The organism is Culturomica massiliensis (assembly GCF_900091655.1).
Taxonomy (GTDB): Bacteria; Bacteroidota; Bacteroidia; order Bacteroidales; family Marinifilaceae; genus Culturomica; species Culturomica massiliensis.
In genome coordinates, this window is the sequence record NZ_LT594621.1 from 3,739,980 (window position 1) to 3,762,944 (window position 22,965).

16 protein-coding genes and 1 tRNA gene are annotated in these 22,965 nt (G+C 43.2%); 12 read left to right on the top strand and 5 right to left on the bottom strand.

The features are described 5' to 3' along the window. Positions 1-69: 69 nt before the first annotated feature. Positions 70-2,331, bottom strand: a complete 2,262-nt coding sequence (locus BN8908_RS16555; protein ID WP_068691725.1) for an ATP-dependent helicase — start codon at positions 2,329-2,331, stop codon at positions 70-72. Positions 2,332-2,506: 175 nt separating this feature from the next. On the opposite strand from BN8908_RS16555, the gene BN8908_RS16560 reads away from it, so the two are divergent. Further along, on the top strand, positions 2,507-3,748 hold the full coding sequence (locus BN8908_RS16560) for a T9SS type B sorting domain-containing protein (protein ID WP_068691727.1): 1,242 nt from the start codon (positions 2,507-2,509) through the stop codon (positions 3,746-3,748). Positions 3,749-3,930: 182 nt separating this feature from the next. Here BN8908_RS16560 and BN8908_RS16565 read toward each other — a convergent pair. Beyond that, positions 3,931-4,015, bottom strand: a tRNA-Leu gene (locus tag BN8908_RS16565). Between the two features lie 259 nt (positions 4,016-4,274). On the opposite strand from BN8908_RS16565, the gene BN8908_RS16570 reads away from it, so the two are divergent. From BN8908_RS16570 to BN8908_RS16580, 3 genes are read left to right on the top strand one after another with little or no spacing between them, the layout of a single operon-like run. Beyond that, the gene (locus BN8908_RS16570; RefSeq protein ID WP_068691729.1) at positions 4,275-6,557 is read left to right on the top strand and encodes a glycoside hydrolase family 20 protein; all 2,283 of its coding nucleotides are present in this window, start codon (positions 4,275-4,277) and stop codon (positions 6,555-6,557) included. 11 nt (positions 6,558-6,568) lie between these two features. After that, positions 6,569-8,983 (top strand): TonB-dependent receptor, encoded by a 2,415-nt coding sequence (locus BN8908_RS16575; protein ID WP_068691732.1) that lies wholly within the window; start codon positions 6,569-6,571, stop codon positions 8,981-8,983. Positions 8,984-8,999: 16 nt separating this feature from the next. Beyond that, positions 9,000-9,602 carry an HAD family hydrolase gene (locus BN8908_RS16580; RefSeq protein ID WP_021989076.1) on the top strand — a complete coding sequence of 201 codons (603 nt, stop codon included), beginning with the start codon at positions 9,000-9,002 and terminating at the stop codon, positions 9,600-9,602. Positions 9,603-9,677: 75 nt separating this feature from the next. Here BN8908_RS16580 and BN8908_RS16585 read toward each other — a convergent pair whose 3' ends face one another. Next, positions 9,678-10,649: a polysaccharide biosynthesis protein gene (locus tag BN8908_RS16585; RefSeq protein WP_068691734.1), complete on the bottom strand. Its 972-nt coding sequence runs from the start codon at positions 10,647-10,649 to the stop codon at positions 9,678-9,680. A 244-nt stretch (positions 10,650-10,893) separates the two neighbouring features. Beyond that, the gene (locus BN8908_RS16590) at positions 10,894-12,249 is read right to left on the bottom strand and encodes an MATE family efflux transporter (RefSeq protein WP_068691736.1); all 1,356 of its coding nucleotides are present in this window, start codon (positions 12,247-12,249) and stop codon (positions 10,894-10,896) included. Positions 12,250-12,796: 547 nt separating this feature from the next. Between BN8908_RS16590 and BN8908_RS16595 the strand changes: the two genes are divergently transcribed. From BN8908_RS16595 to mtnA, 3 genes are all read left to right on the top strand, one after another. Next, entirely contained in the window at positions 12,797-14,125 is a 1,329-nt protein-coding gene (locus tag BN8908_RS16595) for a S28 family serine protease (protein ID WP_021989073.1), read from the top strand. A gap of 172 nt (positions 14,126-14,297) precedes the next feature. Then, positions 14,298-14,969 carry a class II aldolase/adducin family protein gene (locus BN8908_RS16600; RefSeq protein ID WP_021989072.1) on the top strand — a complete coding sequence of 224 codons (672 nt, stop codon included), beginning with the start codon at positions 14,298-14,300 and terminating at the stop codon, positions 14,967-14,969. Next, a complete protein-coding gene (gene mtnA, locus BN8908_RS16605; RefSeq protein ID WP_068691738.1) occupies positions 14,966-16,033 on the top strand; it encodes an S-methyl-5-thioribose-1-phosphate isomerase in 1,068 nt (355 codons plus the stop codon). The genes BN8908_RS16600 and mtnA overlap by 4 nt, the downstream gene beginning before the upstream one ends. A gap of 156 nt (positions 16,034-16,189) precedes the next feature. On the opposite strand, the gene BN8908_RS16610 is transcribed toward mtnA, so the two are convergent. After that, positions 16,190-17,416: a 3-deoxy-D-manno-octulosonic acid transferase gene (locus BN8908_RS16610; protein WP_068691740.1), complete on the bottom strand. Its 1,227-nt coding sequence runs from the start codon at positions 17,414-17,416 to the stop codon at positions 16,190-16,192. Positions 17,417-17,642: 226 nt separating this feature from the next. On the opposite strand from BN8908_RS16610, the gene BN8908_RS16615 reads away from it, so the two are divergent. The 5 genes from BN8908_RS16615 (at position 17,643) to metK (ending at position 22,835) form a co-directional block, all read left to right on the top strand. After that, positions 17,643-18,239, top strand: a complete 597-nt coding sequence (locus BN8908_RS16615) for a hypothetical protein (RefSeq protein ID WP_021989069.1) — start codon at positions 17,643-17,645, stop codon at positions 18,237-18,239. Between the two features lie 619 nt (positions 18,240-18,858). Further along, positions 18,859-19,269 (top strand): hypothetical protein, encoded by a 411-nt coding sequence (locus BN8908_RS16620; RefSeq protein ID WP_082989297.1) that lies wholly within the window; start codon positions 18,859-18,861, stop codon positions 19,267-19,269. Then, positions 19,250-20,533, top strand: a complete 1,284-nt coding sequence (locus BN8908_RS16625; protein ID WP_021989067.1) for a DUF3440 domain-containing protein — start codon at positions 19,250-19,252, stop codon at positions 20,531-20,533. Before BN8908_RS16620 ends, BN8908_RS16625 begins: the two co-directional genes overlap by 20 nt. A gap of 2 nt (positions 20,534-20,535) precedes the next feature. Then, the gene (locus tag BN8908_RS16630; protein ID WP_021989066.1) at positions 20,536-21,042 is read left to right on the top strand and encodes an IbrB-like domain-containing protein; all 507 of its coding nucleotides are present in this window, start codon (positions 20,536-20,538) and stop codon (positions 21,040-21,042) included. A 506-nt stretch (positions 21,043-21,548) separates the two neighbouring features. After that, on the top strand, positions 21,549-22,835 hold the full coding sequence (metK, locus tag BN8908_RS16635) for a methionine adenosyltransferase (protein WP_021989065.1): 1,287 nt from the start codon (positions 21,549-21,551) through the stop codon (positions 22,833-22,835). The last annotated feature ends 130 nt before the right edge of the window (positions 22,836-22,965 follow it).

Consider the following 22,965-nt stretch of genomic DNA (forward strand, 5'->3'; position numbering starts at 1 on the left):
TTGTTTGCCGGAGAACTTTTTAGAATTGTGTGACAAAGATAAGCTTTTTTGGTTATTTAAACAGTATAATTAGTCTTCTTGTGTATATATTTTTGCAAATTTTAACAATAACGTTTTGTTTCCTTCTTTTGTAAAGAGAACTTTTGCTTTTTTATTTACGCCCAGTCCTTCCAGGGCGATGACCTTACCCGTCCCGAATGTCGGATGGAAGATGATCATACCGGGAAGGACCTGTCCGGGCTCGATTTGTTTCAATCGCGAACGGTCTAATTCCGGGATATCGGTTACAGGCGGCTTGGCTAAAGAAATCGTCGGTTTATGAGTAGAAACGGGAGTTTTGAGTCTAAAGCCGGACGATTCGTTCCGGGGACTTATAAAGCCTTCCACATAATGAGGATCGATTTCTGAGATAAACCGGGATGGCCGGGTCGGAACGATCTGTCCATTCCGGTAACGGGAATTTGCATAAGATATAACGACTCTTTTTTCTGCCCGGGTGAGGGCAACGTAAAACAGGCGTCTTTCTTCTTCCAGAGCGGAGGGTGTGGAGGTGCTCTGTTGGGCCGGAAACAGTTCTTCTTCGATACCTGTCATAAAGACATTGGGGAATTCCAAACCTTTGGCTGCGTGGATTGTCATGAGGGTTACCTTGTTATTGTCCTCTGCTTTTTCGCTGTCCTGGTCTGTCAGTAAGGCAACGCCTTCCAGAAAAGCGGGCAATTTTTCATTGGCCCCTTCCTTATATGCTGTTTCGCTGAAATCTTTGATTGCATTCAGTAACTCCTGGATGTTTTCTTTGCGTGAGATACCTTCAGGCGTACTGTCGACAGATAAATCATCCACGATTCCGGAGGTTTGTGCGATGTAAACGGCGATGTCGTATGCGTTGTCTTCTGAAACCCGTCCCGTGAACTTTTCGATCAGTAGCCGGAAGTTGTTGAGTTTTGTGATCGTCGGTGCATTGAAGTTACCTGTCACTTTATCCAGGTTACACAACACGGTCCATATACTGACCCGGTGTTGAAGGGCAATTTCCCGTACCCTGTCCACGGTGGTATCGCCGATTCCCCGTTTGGGGTAATTGATGATTCGTTTCAGAGCTTCTTCGTCGTTTTGGTTGACGGCCAGCCGGAAATAAGCCAGGAGGTCTTTGATCTCTTTCCGTTGGTAGAAGGATTGTCCGCCGTATATTTTATACGGGATGTTCCGTTTGCGTAAAGCTTCTTCCAGGATACGGGATTGGGCATTTGTCCGGTAAAGTATAGCGAAATCACAATATTCCTGCTGTTCGTAGTTGGCCAGTTTGAAAATTTCGTTGGTTACCTGAAACCCTTCTTCTTTATCCGATAAGGCTCGCAATATTTTTATTTTTTCTCCTTCCTCATTTTCAGAGAAAACCCGTTTTGGGATTTGTTCTTTGTTTTTATTGATGATACTGTTTGCCGCTTCGACGATGGTTGTCGTAGAACGATAGTTTTGTTCCAGTTTGAAGAGGCGGTAGTCGGGATAATCATTCCGGAAATTCAGAATATTTTCAATGCGGGCTCCCCGGAAGGAGTATATGCTTTGTGCATCGTCTCCGACAACACATAAGTTGTGATGCCTTTCTGACAGTTTTTTGATGATCAGATACTGGGAATAATTGGTATCCTGGTACTCGTCGACCAGGATATAGTTGAATTTTTGCTGGTATTTATCCAGTATTTCCGGAAAGTCCCGGAATAAAATATTGGTTTGCAGCAATAAATCGTCGAAATCCATGGTGTCGCTTTGTCTGCAACGCATTTGATAATGTTTGTATATCTCTGCGATCATGGGTTTCCGGGCGGCTGCATCTGCTGTCGTGATGCGGGAAGATTGGGCATAAGCCTGTGCTGTGATGAGGTTGTTTTTGGCCATTGAAATCCGGCCCAATACATCGTTGGGCTTATAGGTCTTGTCGTCCAGTTTCAGGTCTTTGATAATTGCCTTGATCAGGTTTTTGGAATCCTGGGTGTCGTAAATTGTAAAATTAGAGGTATAGCCCAGTTTTTCAGCTTCAAAACGGAGGATTTTCGAGAAGATGGAATGGAATGTACCCATCCATAAGTTTGCTGCATTCTCAGAACCGACAAGCTGGGAGATGCGTTTTTGCATTTCCCGGGCTGCCTTGTTGGTGAAAGTCAGTGCCAGAATTTTATAGGCCGGAATCCCTTTGCTGAGCAGATTGGCAATACGGTAAGTCAATACACGGGTTTTGCCGGAGCCTGCTCCCGCAATCACTAAGGCGGGGCCTTCCGTATTCGCGACGGCTTCCCGTTGATTGGCGTTTAATTCGTTTAAAAAATCCACAGTATATATGAAGCTTTATAAATTCATGTTTAGGGCTGTAAAATTAAAAATTAATCCTCAATCAGGCAATTAAGTCCCGGGATTGTTTAATTTTGCCGGAAGATAAAAAGAATATCGTTTTTTTAATTAATATTGCATAAATTAAGGATTGGCGTACGGTCAAAATGGTAGAAGTATGAAGATGACAAGAGTTTTGATATTGATGGTGTGTTTGTTGGGCACTCAATGGGGGATGGGACAAATCCTGTTTTTAGGATGTGATGAAGTGGCGCGGACGGAGTACAATGGAATTCCTTTTTATGCAGTGAAGAATACGCAAAATGATCCGCTTCCTTTCGGACGTGTGCAGTTTATGCCCGACGGCTCTTCCGGTTGGGAGTTTGCCTGGGAATACGAGGGACGTACACAGCCGGTAATGTATGAGGGAGATTCTACTTCTTTAACGGTGGATTTGTTGGGAAACGGTGTTTATTTTTTCCGGGCGGAAAAAGAGGGGGTACATCCGATCGAAGTCGGTTTTACGGTTTTCTATGTTCATATGCCGGTCCGGTTGGGTATAGAGAATGAAATGGATTGCCATTATATCACATTGAAGCTGGAAGGAGTGGAGAATCCGCCCGTATATAACGGGTATCCCGGGGCTGAAAATCCGCTTTATACTGTCGTATGGGGAGGGAAGGAGCGTACTTTGGCTCCGAGTCCGGATTATTACCGGGAAATTTCACAGTTTGTGGAAGGGGAATACCGGGATGTGCAATGCCGGGTAAAAATCAGGGATCGTTTCGGCTTGAACTGGGAGAGCAATGAAGCTACTTATCATTCTTATATCCCTTTGGCTGAGTTCAGTGCCGATCCGATGCAGGGGGAAGCTCCGTTGGAGGTAACTTTTGATAACCGCAGCGAGAATGCCCAGTCTTTCGAATGGTATTTGTATAAAGATACAACGGAGATACAACCGGGAGCTATGAGTGTTGAAGATAGCTTGCTGGATGGAAGAATCTATACCGAGCAGAATTTACCGCCCTATATTTATGAGCATCCCGGTAGCTATAATGTAAAATTGGTGGTTGTTAATACCCGGGGAATCAATCAATGTTCCGATACGGCCTATATCGATCGTTATATTGTCGTAGACTCTTCTTTGGTGGAAGTGCCGAATGTATTTACGCCGAACGGAGACGGTATAAACGACATATTCAAGGTGAAGGCCCAATCTCTGGAATATTTTCACGGTGTGATTATCAATCGGTGGGGACGCAAGGTATATGAATGGGATGATCCGCAGGAAGGCTGGAACGGAAAAATACACGGGAAATATGCCAGTCCGGGAACTTATTATTATATCATCACTGCCCGGGGCCGGGAAATCAAGACTAAAAAATACACCAAAAAAGGTCCCTTATTGCTCGTACGTTAGTGCCGGTTGTTGTTTAATTGTAATTACAATGTCGGATTAAATGAATCAGACAACGGACCAGATTGCCGGGCAATTTAAAATCTGCAATTTATATGAGGTAAATGCTGAGTTCCAATTTTAAGGAAAATATGAATTCGGAAAAAATAAAAAACGGAGAAAATTTTTAATTTTCTCCGTTTTAGTACTCAGAGCGGGAATCGAACCCGCACATCTGTTGAGGATACTGGATTTTGAGTCCAGCGCGTCTACCAATTCCGCCACCTGAGCAAAGAACTCGGGTGCAAAAGTAGATATTTTTTGAAAATCTGCAAACACTTCGGGGATTTTTTTTATTTATTGTATCTTTTTTCAGAAGTTATGCGTAAAATCAACTGTTCTTAATGTTCAATACTCATGTTCAAAGTTTTCCCCACAGGTCATGGCTTGTGGGGATTTTTAGTGAAAAATCAATAAGTTAAATATTATTTTCGGGTCTCCATAATCCTTTGTATATTTGTCAAATAGAGAAACAACAAAAGATTTGAATATGAAAATTCGGTGGTGGTTCGGTATCGTGATTCTTTTTTTCGTGGGTTGTAAACAAGAGGTTCAGAAGACGGATTGGCAAATAACCGATTTGCAAATCGTACCCCGGCCGAAACAGATTGCTTTGGGAAAAGGATATTTTGAACTGAATGAAAAGACCTGCCTCCGGTATAATTCTTTTTCGGAGGAAATCAGAATTGCAGATAATTTGACGAAAGCGATTGAGGAAAAGACATTGTGGACCATCCGTTCCGCTGACGCAGCCCGGCAGAATGTAATTTGTTTCGCATTGGATTCATTAAGTGATATTCCTGCGGAGGGCTATCGCTTGGCGATTACTCCGGAAAAGGTTGAGTTTAAGGCCAAAACTTCTGCCGGATTGTTTTACGGATTGCAGACCTTTCTGCAATTGCTGGCGGACACCTCTCTTTACGATACGAAGGAACAGCTTTGGCGTTTGCCGGTTTTGCGAATAGAAGACGAACCGGCTTTTGCTTACCGGGGAATGCATTTGGATGTGTCCCGGCATTTTTATCCGGTTGAATTTATATATAAATATCTGGATTTGATGAGTTACTATAAGTTCAATACTTTTCATTGGCATTTGACAGATGCCGGCGGCTGGCGGCTGGAAATCCGGCAATATCCCGGATTGGTGGAAAAGGGTGCCTGGCGTACACAGGAAGATTGGCGCAAATGGTGGGTAGGCGGAGATCGCAAATACGCTTTGAAAGATGATCCGGGGGCCTATGGCGGTTACTATACGGAGAAGGAGATACGCAATATTGTCGCTTATGCGGCAGAAAGACATATTACCGTTATTCCGGAGATTGAAATGCCGGGACATTCGGAAGAAGTATTGCATGCTTACCCGGAATTGGGGTGCAGCGGTGATATCGGCGATAGCGGTGAGTTTTGTGCCGGTAAGGAAGAGACGTTTGCTTTTATCGAAAAGGTATTGACGACTGTTATGGAATTGTTTCCTTCGGAATATATTCATATCGGAGGCGATGAAGCCTCTAAAAAACATTGGCGGAAGTGTCGGTATTGTCAGGAACGGATAAAAAAGGAACATCTGAAGGACGAGGCGGAATTACAAAGTTATTTTATACAACGTGTCGGGAAGTTTATCCATTCCAAAGGACGTAAACTAATTGGTTGGGACGAGATATTGGAAGGCGGTTTGGCAGAAGATGCAATTGTTATGTCATGGCGGGGGGAGAAAGGTGGAATTACAGCGGCGAAGTCCGGTCATGACGTGATCATGACGCCCGGTGAATATTGTTATTTCGATGCCTATCAGGCGGACCCTGTTACACAACCTTATGCCATCGGTGGTTTTACTCCGTACCTGAAAGTATATTCATATAATCCGGTGCCTCCGGAATTGAACGTGCAGGAAGCCCGTCATATTTTAGGGGCCCAGGCGAATGTGTGGACGGAGTATATAGCGACACCCGAACATGTGGAATATATGGTGTTCCCGCGTATGCTTGCTCTGTCGGAGGTTTTGTGGACGCCGCGCGGGAAAAAAGATTCGGCGGATTTTAAAAGGCGTGTGGCTACACACATTCAATGGTTGAAGAAGAGGGGTGTTTGTGTTTTTGAGTTGAGCGACCGGATTGATATGCAGGCGGAGGTAGACACTGTCCGCAAACAGATCAACGTGACTTTCGGCAATGAAAAATACAGACCGGAGATTCGGTATACCGTGGACGGAACGTTACCGGATCAAAATTCGGCCCTTTATACGACACCTGTTGTTATCCGGGATTCCGGACGGATAAAGGCCGCTTTGTTTGAAGGGGGTAAACGTTCCGGTTATATTTCTTCGGCCCGGTTCGACTATCACCGGGCAATCGGGAAGCCGGTCGTATACCATACGAATTACAGCGGGGCTTATCCTGCAGCCGGAGCAGGGACACTGACGGACGGTTACCGGGGAGGTCTGACTTATCATGACGGCTGCTGGCAAGGTTTTTTGAAGCATATAGATGTGACGATAGATATGGGAGAAAATATGGATTTAGGGTATGTATCGGTGAAATTTATGCAACTCACCGGTCCGGGAGTATATATGCCCCGTTATGTGAAAGTCAGTGTTTCGGAGGATGGAAATCATTTCCGGGAAGTCGGGAAAGTCGTAAATGATATTCCGGATGACCGGCCGGAACTTTGTTTCAAGGATTTTACGTTACATTTTAAGGAACATGCCCGTTATATCCGGTTGTTTGCTCTAAAGCAAAAAGGGTTTATGTTTGCAGATGAAATTGTCATATACTAAAAAATACATGAATGAAGTATCGTATTCTTTTGGGGTTGATAGGTTTGCTGATTTTCGGTCAGACATTGAAGGCTCAAAATCGCTGTGTCGTTAAAGGACGTGTTTTTGATGCCGTCAGTCAGGAAGGTATCCCTTTTGCCAATGTCCTCCTTTATGGAACGACTATAGGTGTTGCCGCAGATGAAAACGGACAGTTCCGGCTTGAAAATGTCACACCTGGTTTTGTTCGCCTGGAAGTCAGTAGCATTGGGTATAAAACCCATGTGACTGGTGAATTTATGGTCAATACGGCAGCAGAGCGGACTGAAAATGTGGGTTTGGAAATAGAGGCGACGGCATTGGAACAGGTTACTGTGAAAGCCAGCCCTTACCGTAAGACGGCCGACAGTCCTGTTTCCTTGCAACGAATCGGAATTGCTGAAATAGAAAAAAATCCGGGAGGAAACCGTGATATTTCAAAAGTTGTGCAGTCTATGCCCGGGGTGCTCTCCTCTCCTGCCTTTCGGAATGATTTTGTGGTAAGGGGCGGAGGACCTGCGGAAAATCGTTTTTATCTGGACGAGGTGGAATTGCCCAACTTGAATCATTTTGCGACACAAGGAGCTTCCGGTGGGGTAGTTAGTATTGTGAATATCGATTTTGTGCGTGAAGTAAATTTTTATTCCGGAGCTTTTCCTGCTGCCTGTGGAAATATGCTTAGCTCTATGCTCGATTTTCATCAGATAGAAGGCAATCCCGACCGGATCAAGGTAAGGGCTACCGTGGGGGCGACAGACTATGGGTTGTCTTTAGACGGACCTTTACTGCCTAAAACGACTTTTTTGGTATCTGCCCGGCGGAGTTATCTGAAAATGTTGTTTGGAATTATCGGACTTCCTTTTTTGCCGGTGTATAATGATTTCCAGTTTAAGACCGTCACTCGTTTTAATCCGAAAAACGAGCTGACCATACTGGGGATCGGTGCTTATGATGTGAATCATCTGAATACCGATATGAAAGATCCGGACGACGGTCAGAAATATTTGTTGAATTGGTTGCCGGAAAGCCGGCAGTGGAGCTATACTGTCGGGGCGACATTCAAACATTACGGAAACAATTGGCATCATTTGTTTGTATTGAGCCGGAGCGGATTGCATAATAAGATTGAAAAGTATACGGATAACGATGAACATAAACCTAAAACCGTGGATTTCCGCTCGGGGGAAACCGAAAATAAATTCCGGTTTGAGCATCGCCGGCTGACTTCTGCAGGATATAAACTGAATGTAGGAGCTGCCCTGGAATATGCGCAGTACAACAATACCACATTCCGGAGAATGTTTGTCGGCGGAGAAGCGGCTGTTCAGGATTATTCGCGGGAGTTGAACATGTGGAAATGGGCTGTATTCGGACAGGTATCCAAGGCTTTTTTTCAGGAACGGTTGTTGTTGTCGTTCGGAGCCCGGTTTGACGGTTGTAGTTATACAAGTGAAACCGGTGATTTGTTCCGTCAATTTTCTCCCCGTTTTTCCTTCTCTTATGCCTTGAGTGAACAGTGGTCGTTGAACGGAAATATCGGCCGGTATTATCAATTGCCGGCTTATACGACTTTAGGATATGCTGACTCCAGGGGGGTATTGTTGAATAAGGCTACTAAAACCGGTTATATCGGTTCCGGTCATTATGTGGCGGGCTTGGAGTACCGCCCGGGAGCCCTGACAAAGATTACGTTGGAAGGTTTTTATAAGACTTACGACCGTTATCCGGTATCCCTGATCGATTCGGTAGCGTTGGCCAATAAAGGAACCGATTATGTTGCCGTCGGCGATGAGCCGGTTAGGCCGGTAGGGGAAGGACGTGCTTATGGTCTGGAATTGATGCTGAGGACCCAGGAATTTTACGGAATAGTGGCTTCTTTGGCCTATACGTGGTATTATTCGGAGTTCAAGGCCTTGGATCATCAGTTGCATCCGACCGGACATTATATTCCGAGTAGCTGGGATAACCGTCATATTTTCTCTTTGACGGCTACCCGTAAGGTCGGTAAGAATTGGGATTTTGGTCTGAAATGGAGATATGTTGCGGGAGGTCCCTATACTTCTTACGACAGGGAAACTTCTTCGCGGATAGAAGCCTGGGATGCCAAACATCAACCTTATTACGATTATTCCCGTTTCAATACGGGACGTTTGCCGGCTTTTCATCAATTGGATATTCGGGTAGACCGTAGTTTTTATTTTCGGAAATGGGCTTTGATTTTGTATGCCGATATACAGAATATTTATAATTATAAAGCTTTGGGACCCGCTATTCCGGTACCGGTGGAGAATCCGGACGGCAGTTATCAGAAAGATCCTGACAGAGAGGGATATTATCTGATGCGTACAATTAAAAATGAACTGGGAGGAACGGTTCTGCCGTCGGTAGGTATTATTATTGATTTTTGATTTTATAAGTTTATATATGAAGAATATTGTATTTGATTTGGGAGGGGTTGTATTGGACTGGAATCCCCGGAAAGTAGAGGCGAATTTTCAAGGCAACCGCGCTTTGCTCCGGTATTTGCTCGATCATGATTTTTTTCAGCAATACTGGACTGAATTTGATCGGGGAACGTATACGGAAAAGGAAATTATCGATCTGATGTCTTCTTTGTCCGGATTCCCGGTAGAAGAATGCCGGGAGTTGGTGGAATTTGTCAAATTCTCCTTGACGGATATTCCGGAGACGGTTCGTTTGATCCGTCAATTGGCAGAAGAAGGATATAGTTTGTATTGTCTTTCAAATATGTCTGTCGAGTTTTATGAATATTTAAAACCCCGGGAGTTTTTTCATTATTTTAAAGGACAGATTATTTCGGGTATTGAAAAGCTGGTAAAACCGGATATGGCGATTTACCGGTTGCTGACGACCCGATTCGGACTTCATCCTTCGGAGACATTATTCGTCGATGATCTGGAGAAAAATGTTGATGTGGCGCAATCCATGGGATTTCATGTCGTACATTTTGCCGATCGGGAAAAAGGGTATGCCGGAATCCGGGAATTTATCCGGACGGGTAAATAAGGTTTATATGATTTAGGGTTTCTCTCTTGACAGGATGGTGGATATAATTTATAATCGTCAGTCTGAAATCTGTATTTAATAAATCTTGATTAAGCTTTTCATTTCTTCTACATTGATTTTATCGGGGTTGTTCTGGGAGTTGAACTCAAAACCCACGGGAACAGGTACGGCCGAATAGTGCATACAATATTCCTCTTTATCGGCATAGGGAGGAACAATGATATAGCTGTCTTTGTTTTCGATGGTGTAGAAGGATTCATAACGGGTGACCATTTCTTCATATAGTTTTTCTCCCGGACGGAGACCGATAATATCTACCCGGGCTTCCGGGTCGATAGCCTGAGTGATCGTCAGTATATTATAGGATTTGAATTTTGGAGAGATGATCTCCCCGCCTTTACTTTCAGACAGTATTCGAAGGACTGTTTTTATGCATTCTTCTCCCGTAGCCATAAAACGGGTCATTTGAGGGTCGGTAACGGGAAAACGCTTTTCTTCCCGGGCTTTCCGCAGGAAAAAAGGTATAACGGTACCTGTTGATCCTAAAATATTTCCCAGCCGGACGATTGTCGGTTTAAAATCGGGATGTTGTTTGTGAGCGGCTATAAAAAGCCGGTCGGATAACATTTTTGTCGCTCCGTACACATTATTTGCCAGGGAAGCCATATCAGTGGATAAAGCCAACAACCGGGCTGTTTTATGCCGGATGGCTGAATTAATCAGGTTTTTTGCCCCTTGTATATTTGTCGTGATGGCTTGCCATGGCTCGGCTTCTGCTTCGGGAACGAGACGTACGGCTGCGGTATGGATGATGAGGTCGATGTCCCGGCAAGCCCGGTCTACTATTGACGGATCGGCTATGTCGCCGCATACGAAGGAAACCGGAGCCTTAGAGAATTGTTGTTTCATCAGGCTCTGTTTTTCCGAATCTTTGGAAAGGATGACGATTTCCCGGATTTCCGGATATAGTTGTAAGACCGTTTCTGTAAATTTTTTTCCGAAAAAGCCGGTTCCTCCGGTAATGAGTATTCTTTTGTGATTGAGCATTTTCTTTATTAAATTATAAGTTTCAGGTTGTAAATTATAAATTACCTGGCAACTGATCCGTTATCAAATTCTTTTAATCTACAATCTACAATCTACAATCTAAAATTCTCTTTAGCGTTGGTTTGTGTGTTTAATCTAAAATCATCAATCTAAAATCTACAATTTTCTTTAGCGTTGGTTTGTGGGTATAATCTAAAATCGTAAATCGTAAATCTAAAATTAAAACATAGGTAAATATACATTTTTAAGTTCGTTTATGCCAATTTCGGGTGATATAATAAAAACGGGCGCACAGCATGATACCGGTTAGTGTGAGGCCGATAGGGTAACCCAGCCATATTCCGTATAATCCCCAGTTCAGGATAAACCCGAAAATGTAGCAGATAGGCAACGCGATCAGAAAATATCCGATAAAAGAAACGATGGCCATCGATACGACATCTCCCATCCCCCGTAAAGCATTGGCAAACGTTATTTGTAAAGAATCGCCGAACTGGAATGCCAGTAAGAAATATATCAGTACGGAGACGATAGACAGAACTTCCGGAGCATCGGTAAAGAGAATTCCGACGTGATTCCGGAAAATCAGAAAAATAAAAGAGACGGTCAATGCCAGGCAAAGGATGAGGTGATAACCGGCTACGGTCGTTTTACGTACGGCTGCGATGTTGCCGCTGCCGACAAAGTTACTGACACGTACGGATATAGCGGCACCCACTCCATAGTAAATCATAAATCCCAGGGTTGAAATTGCAATGACGACCTGGTGTGCGGCCAAAGCAATGCTCCCTTTGTCCAGCCAGCCGACCATAATGCCGGTGACGCTGAAAAGTCCGTTTTCAAGGCCCATTTGCAGGCCGACCATCCAGCCCATTTTGTTCAGAGCCAATATGTCCGGTTTATTGTAATGACTGCGTTTGTATCCGACCAGATAACGGCGATAATAGATTTTGCGGTAAAATAGAATGAAAAAAGCCACAAACATGACAATGCGGGCGATCAATGTTGAAATTCCCGCGCCTACGACTCCCATTGCCGGACAGCCGAATTTACCGTATATGAATATGTAATTGCCTATGATGTTCAGTACGTTTGCAGAGAGCATAATATACATGGGGGTCCGTGTATCGGTTATCCCGTCGGCAAATTGTTTGAATGAGTTGAAAAGCATGACGAAAAGCAAAGAGGCCAGATGTAATAAAAAGTAAGGCCGTATTAAGGGTAAAAGCTCTTCCGGCTGTCCCATCCTGTCTATGTTCAGGTACATGATAAACATGAGTACGGTCATGAGCAGTCCTATACACCCGTTGACGAGGAGACTGTTACGTAATAATTGTCCGATTTTGAATTTGTCACGTTTTCCGAAAAACTGTCCGACTAAAGGAGTCAGACCGTACGAAAATCCGAGCCCGAAAAGTATGGGGATGTTGAAAACACTATTGACAAAAGAGGCCGCTGCTAAATCCAGTGTAGCGTATTGGCCTACCATCATGTTGTCTGCCAGTCCGACGATGACGATTCCCAACTGTCCGATGACAATCGGAAGCCCCAAACGTAGGATGGCTTTATAATCTTCTTTAAAAGTGGTAAAATAGCTCATATTTAAATGTGTCTTATTGAAGACACGGATATATTGTTTCAATAAAAACAGGTCCCGTTATTTACGGGTCGACAAATATAGTCTGAAAATTCGGAAATTAATACGCTGTAAAAAATAGAACGTTTTGATTGTAGATTTTAGATTTACGATTGACGATTTTAGATTGAGCGCACAAGCCAACACTAAAGAGAATTTTAGATTTACGATTGTAGATTTTAGATTAAACACACAAGCCAGCGCTAAAGAGAATTTTAGATTTTAGATTTACGATTTTAGATTATACTCACAAACCAACACTAAAGAGAATTTTAGATTGACGATTGTAGATTAAAAGAATTTGATAACGGATCAGGTTGTCAGGTAATTTAAAATTTACAATCTGAAATTTACAATTTATATAGATGTCGTTTGATGGTTTAAACTGTTCTGAATAAAGTGATTAATTGGTGGCGAATCGCCGATGGATAACGCTTCGGATATAAACTGGATAAAGTCAGTAAAATTTAAAATTTAAATTTATATCTTGCGCCTATAAAAATGTGTACAGATGAAGAGACTATTTTTCTTTTTGTGTTTCCTGTTTATTTTGACAGGAGCGGTATGGGCAGAAAGTGGCATACGTGAAAAGTTGCAGCAAATCAAGGGAGTCAGCGACATTAAAGAAATGAAAATTGATTCTTTTGATGAGTATTATGAGTTTTGGTATGAGCAGCCGGTTGATCATGAAAATCCTGCTTTAGGCAGTTTTAAGCAACGGGTTTTGTTGGGGCATAAAAAAAAGCAGCAGGCACCGGTGATTGTTGAGATTCAAGGATACAATATCTGGACTCCGGAAGCAGGAGAATTGGCTAATTTGTTGGATGGAAATCAATTGACGATCGAGCATCGTTTTTTTAATAATAGCGTACCTGCAGGCGGTGTACCCTGGAAATATCTGACGATCAAACAGGCTGCGACAGACCAGCATGAGGTGATTCAGGCGATAAAGAAAGCCATTTACCCGGACTCAAAATGGATTACTACGGGTATCAGCAAGGGAGGACAAACAACGATTTTCCATCGTTATTTTTATCCGGAGGATGTGGATATCAGTGTGCCTTATGTAGCCCCGTTGAATCTGGAATATGTGGATCCCAGGATACAAAAATTCCTGGATAGGGTCGGTTCGCCTAAAGGTGGGCTGGGACGTTACTTTTTCGGAAGTAGTGAGGGTAACGATTGCAATTGGAGTATTCACAAATTTCAGGAACTTTGTTTTGCAAATATCGATGCATTGGTTCCGAAGGTTGCCGAATATGCCGAAGACAAAGGATATACTTTTGAGATGGCAGGCGGTTTGAAACGGGTTGTGCAATTGATGATTCTGGAGTATCCGTTTGCCTTTTGGCAGTGGGGACACCATTGCAGTAATATTCCCGAAGATGATGACGACATTGATGTTATCTATAACAATTTGATGGAGGTATCCGATCCTTCTTTTTTTGAAGATAAGCATATTGTTCAGCAACAGCCTTTCTTTTATGCTGCTTTGACAGAAATCGGGATGTACGATTATAAGGTGAAACCGTTTAAAAAATACCTGTCCGATAAGGAGGATATTACGTTTACTTTTACGATGCCAGAAGGTTTGGAATTACCTCCGTTTAATGATAAACAGATGAAGGCTATCAATCACTGGTTGCAGACGGATGCGGAGAAGATGCTTTTTATTTACGGAGGCTTGGATCCGTGGGGAGCTACATCTGTTGATTTGAAAAATAACTCGAAGTGTAAAAAATACGTAAAGGGAGATATGCACCACGGCTGTCGGATTAAACATTTTGAAGAAATCACCCGGCAGGATATAATCGAGACATTGAAATCTTGGTTGAAATAGAAGGTTTTAATTTTAGATTGTAGATTTACGATTTTAGATTAAAAGAATTTGATAACAGATCAGGTTGTCAGGCAATTTAAAATTTACAGTTTATATGAAGATATAGAAAGGCTGCTTTCGGGCAGCTTTTTTTGAAATAGGGCGATTGGCCGGACTTTTGACGCAATGAATTATGGGAACATATACCGATATTTTTTATTCGGAAACGACAGAGCAACTAAAGCTTTTGATTTGTGATTTGGGCAGAAGAATGTGGCAGCGGGGGTACGTAGATGGTAACGGGGGCAATATCAGTGTCCGTCTGGACGAAGATACCGTTTTGTGTACGCCTACATATATGTCCAAGGGATTTATGAGTTCCGAAGATCTCTGCCTGGTGAATATGGCGGGAGATTTGTTGGCGGGGAAGCGGCGTAGTACAAGTGAGATAAAGACCCATTTGGCGATCATGCGGAATAATCCGCTGGCGCGGGCTTGTGTACATGCTCATCCTCCCTATGCGACCTCTTATGCCCTTTGCGGACAGTTGCCTCCCGCAGGTGTAATAGCCGAGGCTGAAATTTTTTTAGGTGAGATAGGGTTGGCCCCTTATGCAACACCCGGTTCCCCGGAAATAGAAGCTTGTATGTGCGGGTTAGCTCCCGGACGCAGCGCTGTGATTATGCAGGGACACGGTGCGATAACCTGGGGTAAAACAGTTGAGGAAGCGTATTGGAAAATGGAGAATCTGGAAGCCTATTGCCAGGTTACCCATTTGGTGGCATGTCGGGGGGAATGTATACAACCGTTTACGGAAAAGGAGCGGGAAGCATTGAAAACATTACGTAAAAAGTTTGAGTCATGAATGTTGCTGCAAATATTATAACACTGGAAGTCGATTGGCAGAATAATGTATTGCGGATACTGGATCAGACAAAGTTGCCCGGGAAAGAGTCTTACCTTTCTTTGGGAACAGCAGAAGAGATCCGGGAGGCCATTTATCAGTTGAAAGTTCGGGGTGCTCCTGCCATCGGTGTTGCTGCCGCTTATGGAATCGCGGTGTGTGCCCGGAATATTAAGGGCAATGACGTTGCCGGTTTCGAAAATGAATTTTGTAGGTTAAAGACATATTTGGGTTCTTCCCGGCCGACAGCCGTGAATTTGTTTACGGCTCTTGACCGGATGGAGGCGTGTGTGAAGCGTTACCGCACAAAAGAGGTGGAAGAAATAAAGGCTGCATTGATACGGGAGGCAGAGCAGATTCATGCGGAGGATCAGGAAGCTTGTCGTCGTATCGGGGAATGGGGATTGAAGTTGCTGAAACCGGGAATGGGGATTTTAACGCATTGTAATGCCGGAAAGCTTGCTGTATCGGGTTGTGGTACCGCCTTGGCTCCGATTTATGCAGGTCAGGAAAAAGGGTATCATTTTCATGTTTTTGCGGATGAAACCCGTCCTCTGTTACAGGGGGCGCGACTTACCGCCTTTGAATTGCAGCGTTCCGGTATAGAGGTTACATTGATATGTGACAATATGGCATCTGTAGTTATGAAGCAGGGGAAAATACAGGCCGTATTGGTCGGTTGCGACAGGATCGCTGCCAACGGAGATGTTGCCAATAAAATCGGAACTTCCGGTGTCGCTGTGATGGCTAAATATTACGGTATTCCTTTTTATGTGCTCGGTCCGACCTCTACAATTGATTTTCAAAGTCCGACCGGAGACGCGATTACGGTTGAGGAGAGAGCTCCGGAAGAGGTGACTGAAAAATGGTATGTGCAGCGAATGGCCCCGGAGGGAGTACAAGTATATAATCCGGCTTTTGATGTAACGGATCACAGCTTAATTACGGCAATAATTACGGAAAAAGGGATTGCCCGGCCGCCTTTTAGAGAGACATTGAACACTTTAATTGCATGCGGTTCTTGATTTTGCTTCCCTTTTACCGGGTGTCGCTTATTGTATTTCTGATTTTCCGGTCTGTTCCCGGTTGTAATGATCGGGCATTGTGGGACGAACCTTTGTTTGTAGAAAGGAACCGGAATCTGAAATCGTCAATTTAGAAATGAGGTTTTAATTGCAGATTTACGGTTTCAAATATTTCATGATACATTCGGTGGCTCCCAATTGGCTGTTGACGTAGGCCACGGCTTTTTTACCCGCTGTTCCGGCTATTTCCGGATTTTCCATCAGACTGTCCAGTATAGCGTTCAATTCGTTCCCGTTTTGGATTGTAAATGCACCTCCTTCCTGGATCAGGCTTACAGCTTCTTTGAACTTCCGGTATTTGGGGCCGAATATGACCGGAATACCATAGACGGCAGCCTCTAAAGTATTGTGGATGCCGACTCCGAAACCTCCGCCGATATAAGCTATTTTGCCGTAGCGGTAAATGGCTGACAGCAAGCCGATACAATCGATAATCAGCACCTCGGCCGAACTGTAATCGGCTGATTCGTCGGTATAGCGCACGATGCTCTTTTGGCATTTTTCCATGATCGACTTGATATGATTTTCACCGATTTCGTGAGGGGTTAAAATCCATTTATAAGCGCCTTGGTATTGGTTTATGTAATCGATCAGTATCTCTTCGTCGGGAGGCCATGTGCTGCCACAGACGACCGCAGGTGTTCTGTTCAGGAATAGTTCAACTTTTCCGATGTTTTTAGCTTGCGCAGCGATTTGTTTTACCCGGTCGAATCGGGTATCTCCGGTAAGTTCTGTATTTTTTATACCGATGGAGGCTAATAATTGTACGGATTCGTTGTCCTGAACGAAAAGCCGGGTAAAAAAATGCAGCATTTTCCGATGTAATCCGCCCCAATTTTTGAAAAATGGCTGTTCTTTACGGAAAATAGCCGATATCAGGTATACGGGAATATTATGTTCCGACAACTCATGCAAATAATTGTACCAGAATTCATATTTGATAAATACGGCTGCATCAGGCTTTAACCGGTTGATAAAAAAGCGGGCATTGCCCGGAGTATCTGCCGGAAGGTAAAGAATATGATCGGCTCCGTTATAATTTTTACGGATTTCATAACCGGAGGGGGAGAAAAAGGTAAGTAGTATTTGTGTATCCGGTTGCTCTTTTTTCAGGGCTTCCATCACCGGACGTCCTTGTTCGAATTCTCCGAGAGAAGCAGCATGAAACCATATCAGGCGTTTGGAACCCCGGGGGATTGCCGCAATCTGTTTGCGTATGTTTTTTCTACCTTTTAGCCATAATGCTGCTTTTTCATTGAATGGAGCTGCCAGCCGGATTGCTGTGCTATAAGCTCTGATGCCTATATTGTAAAAAAAAGCCATAGTTGTTGTTTTGTTGGAACAAAGGTAACGAATAAATATGGCATTCCGCTTTGTCTGTGCTAATATTAAAAGAAAAGTGTAAAAAAGAGTAATAAATTGCTTAATAAGTGAAATATTTTTATATTTGTAGGCATATGGAATATTGTGTCCGTTTTTATAGCGAGGTGCAGCTTATTTATGTTTTAGAAATGAGATAATTACTAATGTTTAACAAAAATTTATTACTATGGAATTAAATGGTGCTGTGTGGAAAACATCCACTTCAAAAATTTTCAGCGGTGTGTTATTGTTTTCGTTGTCAGGAATTGTCGGAGGCTTGTTTGCTGTCATTCTTGCTTTATCCGGAAGTCTTGGAGCTGCTTTATGGATCGGTGTGCTGACCGGTATAGCTACAATTTTAGGATATGTGCTTTATCTTATGGGATTGGGTGAATTGCAGGGAATATTACAGGGAGAAGACGCATCTGCTATTGGTAAGGTAAAATTAGCTGCTATTCTTTTGATTATCGGAGCTTGTGTTTCCGTTCTTTTCTCGATCGTTCCTTTGCTCGGAACCATTGTCGGCAGCATTATCAGCGGTATCTTGAACATTGTGGGATGTATCCTTTGCGTGATGGCATTTGCCCAGTTGAAGAAATCAACGACATTTCCGGCAACAGCATTGAGTGGCGTATCTAAATTGTATGTCGCTTATTTGTTGAACCTGATCGGTTATGGTTTGATGTTAACCGTGATTTTAGCTGTTGTTGCTCCGATCTTGAATTTGGTTGCTTTCATTATGATTTTGATCGGTTGGGCCGGCGTAAAGAATGCTCAGGTCTGATCGATTTTTGTTGCGAAATAAAATACGTGCTTGAATCAGGTATGGATAAAGTTTGATAACTTTGAATTGCTGACTCGGCACTTATATTGGCAATTACCTGTCTCGTCTTAAAAGGCGGGACAGGTTTTGACAATAACTTCAAACGATATTTTTTATGTCGATAATGACAATTCCCGCTATGAGTTGTCCAATGATCGGCTCTGGACTAGCCGGAATGTCCTTACCTGATTCCGGTATTCTTCATAGCGGTATATTGCATTATCGATAAGACAGGTTTCTTAGAAAATATATGTAGTAACCGTCTAAAGACGGCCGGTTTCCCGGCTATATATTTTTAGCGTGTGTTGTGCTTCGGGGTATTTCCACCCGACAGCGGCAGTTCCTTCGGGGAGGTATAAGTTTTTAATGATGTGGCATCTTCGGTTGTGTGTGACCCGGTAAAAGACGCCCGTATTTTGAATTGTTTTGTTGTAGCCTACAAATAGGTGTGGTTTATGGCTATTCCAGGATTGAATAATGTCATTTGTATTTCGGTTATTCACCAATCATTTTCAATCTTTCAACATAAATTGTATCAATCTTTTGTAGATCCTAATTTTAAATTATAAAACGGATCATAATGGATATCATCGAATTAAGCGGAGAGGATCAGCGCCTTTATCATATAGTAGGGCATCTGGTGATGAACAGTGAGGTATTGACCTATAATCTGAATTACCCATTTCGTACATCGCCGGAATACCGTTGGTTTGTTGCTATGGAAAAGGATACGACCCTTGGGTTTATCCCGGTAAAAGTGACGAGTAGAAAAGCCTTAATAAACAATTATTATATCGCGGATGACGATAAGACTGTTTTCTCAACTTTGCTTCAGACGGTTATCCGGACGTTTGACTGTAATTTCGAGGTCGAATCGGTTTCGCAGATGCGGCATATCCGTTTTTTCGAGCAAAACGGGTTTTCTGTTGTTCATTATTGGAAAAGATATGTGAAAATGAAGGTAAGTAAAGATGAAGAAGAATGTATATGAGTTGGCGATGCGTCGGATTGAAACTGTGTTTTCGGAATTCGATAACGTCTATATATCTTTTTCAGGCGGTAAGGATAGTGGGGTGATGCTCAATTTATGTATACGTTATTTACGGGCATCGGGCCTGAAAAGAAAGATCGGGGTTTTTCATATGGATTATGAAGTACAATATGATGAAACAACCCGATACATTGACCGGGTGTTCCGGTCTAACCCCGATATTATCGAGGTATACCGGGTGTGTGTGCCCTTCAAAGTCTGTACCTGTACCTCTATGTATCAGTCGTATTGGCGCCCCTGGGACAAAGCCTGTAAAGAGCTTTGGGTCCGGAAAATTCCGCAGGGAAGTTATACGGAAGAGGACTTCCCGTTTTATGATAGTACGATGTGGGATTATGATTTCCAGGTGCTTTTTGCGCAGTGGTATCATCGGATGAAAGAAGCTGCCAGGACTTGCTGCTTGGTGGGAATACGTACCCAGGAGAGTTATCATCGCTGGCAGACGATTTACGGTAATAAGAGAAGTTATATGTTTTATCACCTGAAATGGACGCAACGTATAACTAAAGATGTTTTCAATGCCTATGTGATTTACGACTGGCAAACGACGGATGTCTGGACGGCTAACGGTCGTTTCGGGTGGGATTACAACCGGCTGTATGATCTCTATTATCAGGCAGGCGTTCCGCTTGAAAAACAACGGGTAGCCAGCCCCTTTATATCGGCTGCCCAAGAAAGTCTGCAACTTTACCGGGCTATCGATCCCGATATGTGGGGTAAAATGATTTGCCGGGTCAACGGAGTCAATTTTACGGCTATATACGGTCATACGAGTGTTGTGGCGAGACATAAGGTTAAGTTGCCTCCGGGACATACGTGGGAGAGTTATATGCACTTTTTATTGTCTACGCTGCCTGAAAAGGTACGTTTGAATTATTTGCGGAAACTTTCGGTAAGCATTAATTTCTGGCGTGAGAAAGGGGGATGTCTGAATGAAGAAACGATTAAGCAACTCCAGGCTTGCGGGATTAAGATCGATGTCCAGGAACATAGTAATTACCGCACGGCTAAGCGGCCGGTGAGGATGGAGTATCAGGACGATCTCGATGCGCCGGAATTCAGGAATTTGCCGACATTTAAACGGATGTGTATCTGTATTCTTAAAAACGATCACCAATGTAAATACATGGGGTTTGCCCTGACAAAGAAGGAGCATGAGAATAAACAGCGTATTATGGATTTTTACCGTAGAATATATAAATAAATATGAAAGATTACACAAGTCCCGTATATCGCGTAATATCGGTGCCGTTGGAAAAGATACAAGCCAATGCTTATAATCCCAATATTGTGGCACCGCCTGAAATGGAGCTGCTGGAACTGTCGATCTGGGAAGACGGTTACACAATGCCTTGTGTTTGTTATTATCTGCCTCAGGAAGACCGTTACGAACTGGTGGACGGGTATCACCGTTACAAGGTTATGCAGACCTCTAAACGCATTTATGAGCGGGAAAAAGGAAGATTGCCCGTTGTGGTTATCGAAAAGGATTTGTCTAACCGTATGGCTTCAACCATACGTCATAACCGGGCACGGGGGACACATAGCATAGAATTGATGACCAATATTGTTGCCGAGCTTAAGCGGGCGGGGATGTCTGATAAATGGATCATGGATCACATCGGAATGGATCAGGATGAGTTGTTGCGGCTCAAGCAAATATCTGGATTAGCTGCTTTGTTTGCCGATAAAGAGTTTAGTATTCCGGGATGAACAGTGTAAATTACAGCTGTAGGCGGTGTGAAATGTGACTATGGATGACGATTTTAGATTTTATTGCCCCCCCAGATTTCGCTGATCCCGCAGATTTAATCTAAAATCTGCAATTAAGAAGTTCATACGAATTGTAAATTTTAAATTGTTTGGCAACCTGATTTTTATCAGACTTTTTAAATCTAAAATCGTCAATCTAAAATTTATATATTAGACGGGAACAACAATCTTTTCTTGCCCGAAAATGGGAGAATGGGAATATCTTTTTTTGTTTATTGTTTTTTTCGATTTAATATATTGTTTTTGTTTTTATTGTCGTATCTTTGTATCGTCATTTGTGGAAGGATTTGGCTGATTGCAACCACGGTAAAAAACTGCTAAAATGCATGAGATTGTGTCTTCAACCATCCATAGCCTTTTCCATATATTTATTTATTCCCGATGCCGGGTTCGGATTGCTTTTGCACGGTGATCTAAAGTCTGCATTCAAAAATTAAAATTAGATTATGGGATATTTATTTACTTCAGAATCGGTGTCAGAAGGACACCCGGATAAGGTGGCGGATCAGATTTCCGATGCCGTTCTCGATAAGATTATTGCTTTTGATCCGGATGCCAAGGTGGCTTGTGAAACTTTGGTCACGACAGGGCAGACCGTGATTGCAGGAGAGATTAAAACTCAAACCTATGTAGATGTACAGCAGATTGCCCGTGAGGTGATTAATGAGATCGGATATACGAAGAGTGAGTATATGTTCGATGGAAACAGTTGTGGTGTATTCAGTGCTATCCATGAACAATCGCCGGATATCAACCGGGGAGTTGTGCGGGAAGATCCGATGGAGCAAGGGGCCGGAGATCAGGGAATGATGTTTGGTTATGCTTGTAATGAGACGGATAATTATATGCCTTTGTCATTGGAACTGGCTCATTTATTATTGAGTGAACTGGCTCTGGTAAGAAAAGAAGGACAATTGATGAATTATTTACGTCCCGATTCCAAGTCTCAGGTAACGATCGAATACGGAGATAACGGAAAACCGAAACGCATTCATACCATTGTTATTTCCACGCAGCATGATGATTTTATCAAGCCGGCCAACGAAACTCCGGAAGCGCAGTTAAAGGCCGATGAGGCAATGGTTGAATGGATACGGAAAGACATTATGGATATTTTGCTACCCCGGGTAAAGGCGAAATTACCGAAAAGGGTGCAGTCTTTCTTCGATAAGGATTTGATTTTGTTTGTCAATCCGACCGGTAAATTTGTAATCGGCGGTCCTCATGGAGATACCGGGTTGACCGGCCGGAAAATTATTGTAGACACATACGGAGGTAAGGGTGCTCACGGTGGCGGGGCTTTTTCCGGTAAAGATCCTTCAAAAGTAGACCGTTCGGCTGCTTATGCCGCCCGGCACATCGCTAAGAATATGGTAGCAGCCGGTATTGCAGACGAGATACTGATTCAAATCTCTTATGCAATCGGAATAGCTCGTCCGGTGGGTGTATATGTCAACACCTACGGTACGGCTAAAGTCGGGTTGTCGGATATTGAAATTGCCGGGAAGGTAAGTGAAATCTTCGATTTGCGTCCGAAAGCCATTGAGGAGCGATTGAAGTTGCGTAATCCGATTTACCGGGAAACGGCGGCTTATGGACACATGGGACGCACTCCGCAGGTGGTGAAGAAAGTCTTTACTTCTAATTATTGGCCGGCATTGGAAAAAGAGGTCGAACTTTTTACCTGGGAGAAACTCGATTATGTGGATGAAATTAAAAAGGCATTCAAATAATCCGGTTTAAAATAAAAATGAAAAAATCCGACGAAAACGCCCAGGGCCGATCGTCGGATTTTTTATGTTTTATGAATGAAGGCTGTTTAGGGATTATTTGTGCTTTGGCTGTCCTGTTCAAATGGCATTT